At 39.4% G+C, this 13,676-nt stretch carries 8 protein-coding genes; 2 read left to right on the plus strand and 6 right to left on the minus strand.

Annotated elements, in window-relative coordinates; translation table 11 throughout:
* Window positions 1-89 precede the first annotated feature (89 nt).
* Window positions 90-512: a hypothetical protein gene (locus ACI6PS_RS11610; protein WP_421012735.1), complete on the minus strand. Its 423-nt coding sequence runs from the start codon at window positions 510-512 to the stop codon at window positions 90-92.
* Here ACI6PS_RS11610 and ACI6PS_RS11615 point away from each other — a divergent pair.
* Entirely contained in the window at window positions 511-729 is a 219-nt protein-coding gene (locus tag ACI6PS_RS11615; protein WP_421012736.1) for a hypothetical protein, read from the plus strand. The genes ACI6PS_RS11610 and ACI6PS_RS11615 overlap by 2 nt on opposite strands.
* Here ACI6PS_RS11615 and ACI6PS_RS11620 read toward each other — a convergent pair.
* The 5 genes from ACI6PS_RS11620 to ACI6PS_RS11640 all read right to left on the minus strand — a co-directional run bounded on the left by ACI6PS_RS11620 (window position 701) and on the right by ACI6PS_RS11640 (window position 6,746).
* Window positions 701-1,273, minus strand: a complete 573-nt coding sequence (locus ACI6PS_RS11620; protein WP_421012737.1) for a hypothetical protein — start codon at window positions 1,271-1,273, stop codon at window positions 701-703. The genes ACI6PS_RS11615 and ACI6PS_RS11620 overlap by 29 nt on opposite strands.
* Window positions 1,274-2,051: 778 nt before the next feature.
* Window positions 2,052-2,903 carry a mechanosensitive ion channel family protein gene (locus ACI6PS_RS11625; protein ID WP_421012738.1) on the minus strand — a complete coding sequence of 284 codons (852 nt, stop codon included), beginning with the start codon at window positions 2,901-2,903 and terminating at the stop codon, window positions 2,052-2,054.
* Window positions 2,904-2,999: 96 nt separating this feature from the next.
* Window positions 3,000-3,530 (minus strand): YtxH domain-containing protein, encoded by a 531-nt coding sequence (locus tag ACI6PS_RS11630; protein ID WP_421012739.1) that lies wholly within the window; start codon window positions 3,528-3,530, stop codon window positions 3,000-3,002.
* Between the two features lie 156 nt (window positions 3,531-3,686).
* The gene (locus ACI6PS_RS11635) at window positions 3,687-5,699 is read right to left on the minus strand and encodes a thioredoxin domain-containing protein (protein ID WP_421012740.1); all 2,013 of its coding nucleotides are present in this window, start codon (window positions 5,697-5,699) and stop codon (window positions 3,687-3,689) included.
* A 150-nt stretch (window positions 5,700-5,849) separates the two neighbouring features.
* Window positions 5,850-6,746 (minus strand): NifU family protein, encoded by an 897-nt coding sequence (locus ACI6PS_RS11640; protein ID WP_421012741.1) that lies wholly within the window; start codon window positions 6,744-6,746, stop codon window positions 5,850-5,852.
* Window positions 6,747-6,881: 135 nt separating this feature from the next.
* Between ACI6PS_RS11640 and ACI6PS_RS11645 the strand changes: the two genes are divergently transcribed.
* Window positions 6,882-13,676 (plus strand): choice-of-anchor L domain-containing protein (locus ACI6PS_RS11645; RefSeq protein WP_421012742.1); only part of this gene is annotated, 6,795 nt, incomplete at its 3' end.

A 13,676-nucleotide genomic window follows, 5' to 3' on the forward strand; every position in this document is an offset into this window, starting at 1 on the left:
ATATAAAAAAAACGGACTCTTTGGGTCCGTTTTTTTATAGTTTTATAACGTTTTGGCAAACCACTGTTGTGCGTTTGCTTTATTTATTTCTATTTCATTTTAAATTTGTAGACTATTCTACCAATGTGTTTTTCCGGTGCATTTTTATCTACACTCCATTTAGTTTTTAAAGCAGCTTCTTTTGAAACTTTTACTAAACATTCTGAAAGATTAGTGGAACCTCTTCCAGGATTTGCCTCTAAAACATTTCCTTTTCTATTTACAACAATTTCCATAACAACTGTTCCATATTCGTTGCAATTATTTTCAGGATATAATTCACTAATTACTTTTCTACCAGTTAATGAATAAGGTTCAATAAATGAATTTCCTCCTTTACCTCCAGCACCATGCCCGCTGCCAATACCACTTGGTTCTTTATCTGTATTCTGTTTTTTATTATCATTGTTATTCTGTGAAAAAGAACTTAGCGATAAAAGGATAAATGCAGTAAGTATAAAATATTTTCTCATGTTATTTTTAAGTTACAGTCTTTCTAAAGTGACGCACAATGTCCTGTGGCTTTGCGCTGGTTGCGGAAATTGGAACTGCGTACTCTCGGCTGGACAGAACGAAGTTATGAAAAAAGCACGTTCATGCAACAACAAAAACAGCAATCATGCAAAACCGCTGTTATGCGATGAGGCTGATGTAATTATGTTTATTCAACAAAAAACGGATGAAGTTTAAAATAAGGAGTCAATTCTTTTTCAACTTCTTTGACTATTTTCGTAATAATGAGTTTTGAATTACTCAATAAATTAAGTTTTACATCTTCATAAACGCATCTAAAGTCCTGATTGTTAAAACGTACTACAAATTCGTAAATCGAATTATCAGAACTGGTTGTATATACTTTTGAACCATCTTGGTCATATTCGAAATCTTTCAATTTTTCAGTTGTTAGCTTTTTAAAATTAGGTTTTAAAAGATTGAAAAGATTTGATTGTTTAATCTCGAATGTATAGGCAAGATCTCCATCATGATATTCTTGAACAATCACATTTTTCCCTTTCTGTTGAATAAAAAAAAGTTTATAGTTGTTTCGTGATATTGTTGAACCGGTTTCTAATTCGACACTCATATGGGAAACTGAACGCGAAATAATTATAGCATTATATCCGTCGTGCTTTACCCTTTCGTATATCTCTCTAGAGAATTCAGGTAAAAGTTTTGACTGCGAATTGCAATTCAACCAGAGGAGAAAGACAAAAAGACAGTATAAATATTTCATTTGTTTTTTTTTATTTGTGGTCGAATTAACGTCACGTTCTGTTGCCCTTTCGCATAACTAATTTATATGTATCACTTTATAATACATATCTACCCAAATAAGGGTGTATAAGTATGATAAAACAGATTTTATTCCCACTAAAGTAATAATTTATTTCCTACAACAATAAATTATAATCAAATCCTTTATAGTTTTCCACTGTCAACCTGAACCTCCTCCTGAACTTCGGGAGAAACACGGCATCCGACATCTACATTACCCCTCCGATGCCTTAAAGAACGCCTCCACACTTCAAAATTATCCCTCCGTTGAGGTTCCGTAATGACCCGGCGATGTCTTTTAGAGCTCCGATGAGGTATTTTAGTCCTCAGAAGAGGTTGCATAAGGTATAATTTGGGGTTAGGAAACCTCTCCAAGTGGTTGCACAACATCAACCGAAGGTTATGTAACCCCGAGCCACCTCACCAGAACCCCGAGCGATTTCAGCAGAACCCCGAGCAACCACTCCAGAACCCCAACCGACCTATATAGAGCGTCAACGGTGTGATAGAACAAATCGTCGCGACTGTATTTTTCCCGCGTTTTGCTAATAACCACAACCGCAAATCATAGCTAAATAATTCAATATTGACACATGAAGAGATTCGTGCGGATCTGGACAACTTTTAAAACCCACGGGCAACTCCAAATCGAAACAGTGCATAAAAGCAAACAGGTACTTCCCAGACATTACAGCCAAGGAAAGTACCTGTTCGGTTACTGTATTTTAAAATCCGGTTTAGGCCCTCGGAAGAATAGAAGATTCTTTCACAAAAGGTTGCAAGTCAATGCCCGCCTTGTCCATTTGAAGTTTAGATTGCTCCAAAGTATCCGCATAAACGCTGCCATAATCTTCGTTTTTAGCCCATGGGCGAACAGCAATTCGCACACCGTTATCCACCAAGGCAATCACTTCCACAGAAGGCGCCGGACTTTGCAACACACGAGAATCATTCTTCATAATATTCATAAAAATTTCCTTCGCCACTTTCAAGTCGGCGTCATACGAAATCGTGAAATTCAAATCCGCTCTTCGCGTCCCTGCAACCGAGTAATTGGTAATGTTCCCGTTCGATAGCGCACCATTCGGAACAAAAATAGTCTGGTTATTTCCATTGATAAGTTTCGTTACAAAGATTTGAATCTCAGAAACAGTTCCAGTAACACCCTGCGCTTCGATGGTATCGCCCACACGAAAAGGCTTGAACAAGATAATCAGCATCCCACCCGCAAAATTAGAAAGCGAACCCTGCAAGGACAAACCAACAGCCAAACCTGCAGCTCCCAAAATAGCAACGAAAGAAGACGTCCCGATTCCCAGTTTGTCAATAACCGATACAAACAATAGAACGCGCAATACCCAAAGCAAAATATCGGCAAGGAATTTAGACAAAGTAGGATCTAAGTCACGCGTAATCATTAATTTTCGAATCATCCTGTTGATGAAACGAATAACGTAGAGCCCCACGAAGAGGATCAATAAGGCGGAGATTAATTTTGGCGAATAATCAACCAAAATACTGATAAATTGTGAGGTGTACTTTCCGATGTAGTCTGTTCCGGCAATTACTTCTGTTTCTAGATTTTCCATTTTTTGTTTTTAGCAATTTATTAAAAAAGCCCTTTCGGGTTTGAAAGGGCAAATTTAGTATTTTATAAAAAATTAGATTTTAAAATAATCAAAAAGTTAATCGCCAATCTCGTCGGCGGCTCTTTGTATTTCTGTTTCAGTACGTATAGCCTTTTCTTCCAAAGTTTCTTCGGCCTCGGCCACTTTTTCCGAAATTGTTTCTTTTACTTCCACTGCTTTCTCCTCTGCTGCATGGATTTTTTCTTCCACAGCTTCCTGTACTTCTTCCGTTTTTTCAGCCACGGCTTCTTTCGTTTCTTCTGCCTTTAGCTCAACAAAATCTACAGTTTGTTCTTTCTTGGCATGTGCCTCATCTACAAAATCGGTCACTTTTTCTTTTACGGTTTCGTAAGCATCAATAGCCTTTTCCTTCGCAACTTCGGCATATTCTTCTGCTTTTTCCAAAATTGGCGCCGCCTTTTCTTTTGCCTGTTCCAAATATTCTTCGGCCTTATCGATAATCGGAGCCGCATTTACCTTTGCTTTTTCGTAGTTTTCTCTTGCAAAATCTTCTACGTTTTCTGCCACCTCGGCCGCCTTCTCTTTCGACGAGCCAAAAAGATTCTTAAAAAATGTTCCTAGTCCCATAATTTTGTTTTTTAGTTAGTATCAAACCTACGAAAAAAGACTAACATTTTAATTAGTAGTGGTTTAATCTTTAGTTGAAGAGTTTTCGCCACAGATGCACAGATTTTTTTAAATCATTTTTAATCTGTGAATCCGTGGCTACTTGTGCATCTGTGGCTATTTTATTTTTGATACAACGGATTGAAAATCTTCTGTCGGAAGTTGGCAAACACGATTCTGACACAGATAGAAAAGTGTCTTGTCTTCAATAAAACGATCCTTCAAAAAAGGCAACACCGATTCTTTTTCGGCTCCAGCCAAAATAATATTCGGATGATACCCTTTATTGATTTCGTTGCAAAACTTCTGAGCATCCACACCCAATACCGCAAGTTCCTTATTCTGTTCCGAGAAATTCAAAAACACGTTCATCCAATTCGAAAATGCCGATGGATAATCAATATTCGGAATGATGTTTCGGAGCATTTCCTGCACCACTTCTTCATAATAAGTATTGCCAAAATAAATAGAAAGCACGAATAAATTCTCCGCCATAACCGAATTGGAAGCGGGAATCACATTGTCTTCTGTTTCATAATGTTTGGAAATTAAAGCTTCATCCAAATCAGATGTAAAGGCAAAAAATCGCTTCTGCTCATCATAGAAATGTTCAAAGCAATAATCAGTGAGTTGCTTCGCATTGAAAAGCCATTTTTCATCAAGCGTCACTTCATACAAGGCAATAAAAGCATCAATCAAAAGCGCATAATCTTCAAGATACGCATTGATGGTGCTTTTCCCATCCTTAAAATTCCGAAGCAGATTGCCTTCGGCAGTCCAAAGATGTTGCGTGATAAAGTCGGCATTTTGAAGAGCGGTTTTCAGATACTTTTCATCTTGCAATGCTTTGTAGGCATCCACAAAACCTTTCAACATAAGCGCATTCCAAGAAGTCAGGCATTTGTCGTCAAGGCGTGGCTTGCTTCGTTTTTCCCTTTCGTTGTATAATAATTGTTCCCACGATTTCTTTTTTTCTTGTAGGTAATCAAGGTCGACATTGTTTTGAAAAGCAATGACTTCCAAAGCGACTTTCTGAATGAGCACATAATTTCCTTCTTCCCAATAACCAAAATCATTAATGTTGAAAACTTCGCTGAACAAATTAAAGTCATCCTTCAAAAGAGTTTGCAATTCTTTCTTTGTCCAAACATAAAAAGCACCTTCTTCGAGGTGTTGTTTTTCGGTAAGACTATCGGCATCGAGGGCAGAGTAGAAGCCACCCTGATTGTTGGAGAGTTCCTTGGAAACGAACGTCAACGTTTTTTCGATGACTTCTTTGTATAATGGATTTTTAGTCAGTTTATAAGCATCGGCATAAAGCGAAACCAGCTGACCGTTATCATAAAGCATCTTTTCAAAATGCGGCACATGCCATTTCAAATCGACGGAATAGCGAGAAAAACCACCGTCAACAGTGTCAAAAAGTCCACCGAAAGCCATCTTGGTCAAAGTCAGATGGACAAAATCGAGCAGCTCTTTATTTTTGGTTTGATGACCGTATCGTAATAAAAATTTATAATTGCTCGGCATCATAAACTTTGGAGCCCTAGCCATTCCGCCAAAATCATGATCGAAACTTTTGCTCCATTTTTCGAGCAATTGGTCTAAAATGTCATGGTCAAAATCATCACTTGGTTCAGTGCCGAGGATGTTTAGGCTTTCAATCCCCTTGTGGAGTTTTTCGGCATACTCGATCATCTTTTCAGGATTATTTTCGAAGAGTTTCTGGAGCTGTTCGAGGGTTTCAATCCAATCTTCCTTTTTAAAATAAGTGCCGCCCCAAACCGGCCGACCATCAGGAAGGCAAACGGCATTCAAAGGCCAACCGCCTCTTCCGGTCATGATCTGGACGGCTTTCATGTAAACCGCATCAATATCGGGACGCTCTTCACGATCTACTTTTATGTTGATGAAATGCTGGTTCATCGTTTGGGCCGCTTCGTCATCTTCAAAGGTTTCGTGTTCCATGACATGGCACCAATGGCATGCCGAGTAGCCAATGCTCACAATGATAAGTTTGTTTTGGTTTTTGGCTGTAGCCAAAGTGTCGCTGTTCCAAGCCTTCCAATGCACAGGATTTTGGGCATGTTGGAGTAGGTAAGGGCTGGTTTCTTGGGATAATTGGTTCATGGTGATTGGGTTTTAGCCCCGATAGCAGTGGAAATCCTTTTTTGTTTTTTCTTTAAAAACAAAAAAGATTGCAACGGATAGCGGGAATAGCTTCAAATAAAAAAAAGCGTCTCAAATTTGAAACGCTTAAAATTACTGTTTTTTGAATTGTTAACCGTTAACGGCTTCCACTTTTATGTCATTGTCGTTAAGCATGTCCTTCAGCATGTTTTCGATACCACTTTTCAAAGTAAAAGTTGAAGAAGGGCAACCGTTGCAAGCACCTTGAAGGACCACTTTCACACGTTTTTCTTTCTCGTCATACGAATCAAAAAGAATGTTTCCACCATCCGAAGCTACGGCTGGTTTTACATATTCTTCCAAGATATTGATGATTTGCTGGGAAGTAGTGTCCAGATTATCGAAGTTCTCGATCTTCTGTTTCTCCACTTTTGGATTGTTCACTACAATCGTTTCGTCGATTACAGTACCACCGTTTTCAATATATTCTTTGATGAAGGTTCTTACTTCGAAGGTAATTTCCGACCAATCGGCTACTTCATATTTCGTTACTGAAACATAATTTTCGTCGATAAAGATTTCCTTTACGAAAGGGAATTTAAAAAGTTCCTTTGCCAAAGGCGAAGCAGCTGTATCGTCAATGTTCTTGAATTCCATTGCGGTTTTGGTCAGCATTCGGCTTACAACGAATTTCAAAACGGCTGGGTTAGGAGTCGTTTCTCCATAAACAGTAGCCGGTTGTTTCTTTTTTGTTTCAGATGGAGTAATGATGTTGCCGCCATTGTTTACAAACTCATTGATCTGGTCGGCAACGGCATCTTTTACATCGTCCCATTCTACAATATTGTATCGTTCGATAGCGATAAAATTACCTGAAATCATAACCGTTTTTACAAACGGAAGATAGAATAATTTTTGCGCCAAAGGAGAGGTTGAAGCCTCGTCTATATTCTTGAATTCGAAGCTCTCATTTCGGACGATAAAGTCTGGAAATTCGAACTTTAGGATAGCAGGATTCTGCGTTTCCTTTATTATAACATTTGCCATATATTTTGTATTTTTTGCAAATTTAACAAACAATTTTTCAGTGAATAAGTATATTTGAATTTTTAATAGAATAATTAACACTTCGTTAATTATTTGGTAATGTATTTTTTATTATTCCTACTAACTTCTATTTATATGAAAAGACTTTTACTATTAATGGTGTTTCTAGCAACCGCTCTTACTGGTTTTGCCCAAGCAGACGTGGTTGTGACAAATACTAACAACCAAACACTCTATGTTTCAGGTGCTTCAGTTGTTTATTACATCAGCGTAAAAAACAATGGACCGTCTCAGGCAACTGGTGTACAGGTTTCAAATCCGATACCGGCCGGTTTTACAGCTTCATGGACAGGAAGCAACGGTTCTTTTGGATCGAATAGTTTGCAAAATACAATTCCAGTTCTGGCTTACAACGAAGAAATTACATACACATTAACGCTTAATATTCCGGCAGGATTTACCGGTGCTTTAACAAGTACAGCTAGTGTTAGTACCACTTCGGTAGATTCGAACATGGCTAATAATCAAGCAACAGACACGGATCAGGCATCTACAACGGGTGCGGATATTGTAGTAACCAATACAGATAATGAATCATATTATTACGTTGGCGGTACTACGATGTATGTAATAAAGGTTAAAAACAACGGACCTCAAGTTGCTAATAATGTTCGTCTTGTAAATGCAAAACCTTCGGGAACAGAAATAGCATCTTGGTATTCTTCAAATGGATATAGCGGTACAGGAAATATAAGTAATGAGATTGCAACATTGGCTGTTGGTCAAACCATTACCTACTATTTTACCGTTACTTTGCCAAATGTCTATACAGGGACACTTGCAAATATTGCAAATGTGACTTCTACAACGAATGACCCAATCCCACAAAATAACACCAATATTACCGACTATAATGTCAAAGCGGTTAATGCGGATGTAAAAGTTTCTGTAACCAATAATCAAACCATTTACACTCCTGGGGGAACAGCATCGTACACAGTTGTTGTAAAAAATGACGGTCCGTTGGCCGCAACAAACGTAAATGTTGCCAATACTTTTCCTGCGGGAATTACCAACATTAACTGGAGTGGAACAAATACAAGTTCTGGTACCGGCGCTTTGAGTAACGTAATTGCAAGTTTACAATCAGGCGCTTCGATTACTTACACTGTAAATATTCAGATTCCAGCTACTTTTACCGGGAATTTAGCGGCTCAGTTCACTGCCACGCCTGCAAACGACGATCCTAATTTAACCAATAATACGGCAACGGATACTGATTCTCAAATCTCTGGAGCCAATATAGTAGTCACCAATACAAACGGACAGGCAACTTATACTGTTGGAACTACTACAACTTACACAATCACTGTAACAAATCAGGGTCCTGAAGTCGCTACCAATGTCAATGTTTTCAATGCAATGCCAAATGGTGTCACAACTGCTATCTGGTCTGGAAATAATGCTTCATCTGGAACAGGTGATTTACAGAATACTATCCCAACTTTGGCCGTAGGAGCTTCGGTTGTCTATACTTTTGATGTAACTATTCCGGATAATTATTTGGGAAGTTTAAAAAGCGAAACAGTAATCAGTGGTCCTACATTCGATCCATTTCCTACATGTGCAAACTGTATTGATGTAGATGCTCCTAGCGTTACTACTAATGCAAACGTTGCCGTTAACATAACCGATGGGCAAAGTTCTTATGTTGCCAATCAAACATTAACGTATACTGCTACTGTTAGAAATCTTGGACCAAGTACTGCTAATGATGTCCATGTCGTGGTTCCGATTCCTTCAGGCATAACCAACTTTTCTTGGACAGGAACTAATGGCTCAAGTGGTACAAACATAGGCTTGAATAATACAATACCAACTTTGGCAAATGCCGAAGTGGTAACCTATACAATTGTTGTTCAAATACCACCAGGATTTTCAGGAAGCTTAGCAACTCAGATTTCTGCAACTAGCGCAACTAACGATCCAATCTTAACCAATAACACTTTTGTTGATACTAATACACAAGCAACAACTGGTGCGGACATCAAAGTGGTAAACACCAATAATACCGATTTTTTCATACCAGGAGCAAATAGCACTTATACTGTTACGGTTACCAATCAAGGTCCTCAAACGGCTTATTTGGTTGCGCCAAATGTTACCTTTTCGCCAGGTGTCACTTTGGTCGGTAGTTGGAACGGAAGTAACGGTTCCTCTGGAACAACTTTGCCGGTTACAAATACTATTGCCCAAATGAATGTAGGTGATGTGGTGACCTACACCATTACGGTTAACATTCCATCAGGACAAACTGCAAATGTTGTGAGTACTGCAACCGCAACATTGCAAACACCATCCGATCCTAATTTCCCAAATCCAAGTGTTGATACTGACGTATTGGGTCAATCGGATGTTGAAGTGGTTCTTTCTGCCAATAAAGATGCCTATACAATTGGTAATAATGTTGAATATACACTTACGATAGCAAATAATGGTCCTAGAGAAGCAACCAATATTGCAGTTGAAAGCCTTATTCCAGCAGGAATAACCGGTTTTTCATGGACAGGAAATAGTACAACAGGAACAAATATTCCTTTAAATGACATTATAACGTTGGCTAGCGGTACTTCCATGGTATATGCCATTACAGTAGATGTACCAACAGGATTTTCAGGAAACTTAGTGATGAATGCTTCTGCTACAAGCCCTGTTGGCGATCCTCTTCCGGCTAATAATCAAGACACTGTTATCACACCTTTAGGAGAATTAGACCTTGTAGTTACAAATACTAATTTACAAAATGTTTATACGCAAGGTGGAACTTCAACATATACCGTTACGGTAACCAACAACGGTCCGGGTAATGCTTCAAATGTTCAAGTGACAAATTTGATTCCACAAGGAATTACAGATTTTACATGGTCAGGAAATGGAGATTCAGGAACCAATGTAGATTTGGTTAACATGATTCCTTCATTGGCCAATGGAGCTTCAATGGTTTATACCATTAACCTTACAGTTCCAGCAAGTTTTACTGGAAATCTTAGTAGTACTGCTACTGCTATGACAACGGCGGGAGATTTAGATTTGTCAAACAATGTTGCTACCGATACAGATGTTATTGTAGCCGGTGGCGATGTAGCAATCACGATAACAGATGGTCAAACCACTTATACTCCGGGAACCACAGCAACTTATAACGTAACTGTGAGCAACATCGGAACAACAAATGCTGCAAATGTTTTAGTAAGCAGTATAGTTCCTGCAGGAGTAAATAGTTATTCTTGGACAGGGAATAATACTAGTGGTACAGGTGCAATCAACAATACCATTGCAATGCTTGCATCTGGTCAAACTGTAAACTACACCATTACATTTTTTGTTCCAGGAACATACACTAATAATGTGGTGACACAGGTTTCTATTACAAGTCCAGATAGCAACTTGACTAACAATACCAGTACAGATACTAACACTCCTTCGGCTGGTGCTGATTTAGTTGTGACCAATACAGATTTGTCAGCAATCTATATTGCTGGACAAACAAGAAATTATACCATTCAAATTACAAATTATGGACCTCAGGTTGCCCAAAACGTTGAGGTATTGAACCCGGTACCAGCGGGTATTGATCCTTCAACAGTAACCTGGACAGGAAATAGTACTTCGGGTGTTGGAAATCTACAAAATACTATTCCAACTTTAGCTGTGGGACAAACGGTTACTTACACCTTTACAGTTCCAGTACCTAGTAATTTTCCTCAAAATGTAAACTTGGTTTCAGAAGTAACAGTAACCAGCGACACTGTCGACCCTAATCCTGGATGTACGCAATGTGTAGATGTAGATACGCCTACAGCATTTGCAGATTTGGCTGTTACCAAGACAGATAATAGAGATAAATTTTTATTGAGTGACAATACGGCTACTCCACCAGAAGTAGAATATGTTACCTATTTGATTACCGTTGTAAACAATGGTCCAAGTGATGCCATGAATGTTGTAGTGCAAGACAACTTGCCTCCAGGAATCAACAATGCGGCTTCAATGGTGTGGGATGCAAGTAACGGAACAAGCGGTATTGGAGCCATCAATCAAACTATTCCTTCGCTTCTGGCAGGACAAACTATTACTTATGTAGTTTCATTAAGAATGCCATCATCCTTTAATTCTGTTACTGGAAATTTAGTGAACACGGTTACGGTTTCTTCTCCAACACCGGATAATATTTTGAATAACAATTCGGCTACGGATATAGATTTTCCAAGCAATGATTTTGTAACAGTGGACATCAATAAATACAGGGTAGATCAATTAGTAAGAGACGTTTTAATCAATGAGCCTTGTGTAAATATCTCTAATTTTACCTCTTCTACATCAGTCGGTTTTGGTTATTTCCATAGTAACAATTCTCCTGAAGCCTCCTTTCCATTTAAAGAGGGAATTGTAATTCGTTCTGGTCAAGCCGCATTAACACAAGGCAAATATGATGGTTCAGCCATAAGCACAGAAGGGTCAGGTTTTGCAGCTGGAGATGCAGATTTGCAAGCTATAGGTAATAGTCTTCCTGGAGGTGGTGCAGGTATTAGAGATGTGTCGTTTGTGACGTTCGATTTTGTTCCAACTGCTAATGAGTTTAGTTTTAATTTCCTTTTTGCAGCCCAAGAGTATGGAACATTCCAATGTGGTTATTTCGACGTGTTTGGTTTTATTCTTACTAATTTAGATACAGGCGAAGTGAAGAATCTAGCAGTAGTGCCGGGAACTACTCAACCAGTTTCTGTAAGAACCATCAACAGTAGTGTTTATAACGCTACATGTAATACTAATGCCCAATATTTTGCTAAATACAATAGTGATGAATGCCCAACTAATAATTGTGGTCCCGCCAATGTGGCTAGTTCTGCCATCAATATGAAAGGACAAACCACTGTTTTAAAAGCATCATCACCGGTTATTATGGGCGACAACTATAGAATAAAGCTTGCCGTAGGTGATTATAGTGATGCACAATATGATACAGCTGTATTCATCGAAGCAGGAAGTTTCAATATCGGTGGACCAAAAATTACAGGAACCGATTTATATGCGGATGATGAAGATTTCTCAGGTCCAAATGCAATCTGTGAAGGAACAACAAGAATAATCAGGGCGGCAACGGCTGCAAATCCAGATGTTACTTACGAATGGAGACGAAATGACGTAATAATGCCAGGAGAAGATACTTACTTTATAGAAGTAAGTGAGCCAGGTGTCTATACGGTTACTTTTACCTACGGAAGTACAAATTGTTCTCAAAGTGATTTTATTTTGGTAGATTTTGCTCCACCACCTTTTGATGTAGATGAAGCAGAAGATTTGTATGTATGTAATGACGCTACTCCAGAATTCAACCTTACGAGCAACAAAGCTGTTGTTTTGGCTGATTTTGTAGAAGGTGATTTTGATGCAGAATATTATCACTCTAAAGAAGATGCAGAGGCAGGAATCAATAAAATTGGTTCTGAAACACCACCTGTCAGCATCACACAATATCCAGGAGTAGATGGTGAAACCATTTATATTAAAGTCATAAATCAGTTCTCCGGAGGATATTGCGATCCTATCAAGCCATTCAAATTATTCCTTACAACTGCTCCAACTGGAGGTTTCGTTTATACGGATGATGGAGGAGCTCCAGGATTCTGTATAGGATCAAGCACTTCAATGCTACCAGTTGCTCCAGGATTGACGCCAGGGGGGACATATACAGCTACGCCTGCAGGTTTAACCATCGTAGATCCTGCAACAGGAGAATTGAACATTAATACAAGTTTAGCAGGTACCTATGAAGTGAAATATGAGTTTACAGGTATGGGTTGTGATCCTTATACTGCGGTAACTGAGGTTATCGTAAGCCCTTGTATCGCAACCATTGCTTCTCATTCTGGTAACGTATGCGAAGGAACGCCAACATTCAACTTGATGGCAACAGATGCCGGAATAGGAGCAACCTACGAGTGGACAGATAATAGTGGAACTGTATTCTCAAATGTTCAAAATCCAATAGCGGTTCCAGTACCTGCTGCTCCAGGTCCTTACAATTACACTGTGGTGGCAACTGTTGGAACGTCAGTATCGGCACCTAGTTCAATAACGCTAATTGTTCATCCAACTCCAACAGCTTCGTTTGTTACAAATTCAACTACAATCTGTACAGGAACTGCAGCAACCGTTCAAATAACGGGGACACCAGGCGCTACCATTAACCTTACGGAAGGTTCGATATCGCGTGTGGTAATTTTAAATACTACAGGTTCAGGGCAATTTACTACCAATACTTTAACTGCCGCTACAACCATTACTTTGGTAGATGTGGTGACGAATACTGTTCCACCATGTAATTTTACACCATCTCCAAGTCCTTCAATTGTAATTTCCGTAGGTCTTCCTACAGCTACGATGGTCGGCTTCACCGATCCGGTTATCTGTCTGGGAACTGCAGGAAGCTTCACGATCCAGGGAACCCCAGGGGCTGCTGTGACCTATAAGATTGATGGCGTAACAGCACCTGATGTTATACTTCCAACTTCTGGCCAATTGCTGGTTACTACAGCTGTACAGAATACAGCAGGAACGTTCACCTATGAGCTTACAAATATAGCCACCACCGGAGCAAGCGGATGCTCGAACGCGATAACAGGCGAAACGGCGGCCTTGACGGTAAACGCCCTGCCAACGGCAAGTTTCACTACAACTACGCCAACGGTTTGCCAGAACACGGCACCGACTATCCAATTTACGGGAACACCAAATGCGACTGTTGCCTATACCTATAGCGATGGTGCGTCAACTGTAAGCGGTAACGCCCCACTGGACGGATCAGGAAACTTCACCCTTGACACAGTGAACCTTCCGGATCCCAACCTAAGCTACACCTTCACCTTG

Source organism: Flavobacterium sp. PLA-1-15 (assembly GCF_049060005.1).
In the GTDB taxonomy this organism is placed as follows: Bacteria; Bacteroidota; Bacteroidia; order Flavobacteriales; family Flavobacteriaceae; genus Flavobacterium.

Bases quoted from the DNA above. Each gene is read 5' to 3' on its own strand.
- ACI6PS_RS11615 (WP_421012736.1), top strand. From the start codon at position 511: ATGTTATTTTTAAGTTACAGTCTTTCTAAAGTGACGCACAATGTCCTG.
- ACI6PS_RS11610 (WP_421012735.1), bottom strand. From the start codon at position 512: ATGAGAAAATATTTTATACTTACTGCATTTATCCTTTTATCGCTAAGT.
- ACI6PS_RS11620 (WP_421012737.1), bottom strand. From the start codon at position 1,273: ATGAAATATTTATACTGTCTTTTTGTCTTTCTCCTCTGGTTGAATTGC.
- ACI6PS_RS11625 (WP_421012738.1), bottom strand. From the start codon at position 2,903: ATGGAAAATCTAGAAACAGAAGTAATTGCCGGAACAGACTACATCGGA.
- ACI6PS_RS11630 (WP_421012739.1), bottom strand. From the start codon at position 3,530: ATGGGACTAGGAACATTTTTTAAGAATCTTTTTGGCTCGTCGAAAGAG.
- ACI6PS_RS11635 (WP_421012740.1), bottom strand. From the start codon at position 5,699: ATGAACCAATTATCCCAAGAAACCAGCCCTTACCTACTCCAACATGCC.
- ACI6PS_RS11640 (WP_421012741.1), bottom strand. From the start codon at position 6,746: ATGGCAAATGTTATAATAAAGGAAACGCAGAATCCTGCTATCCTAAAG.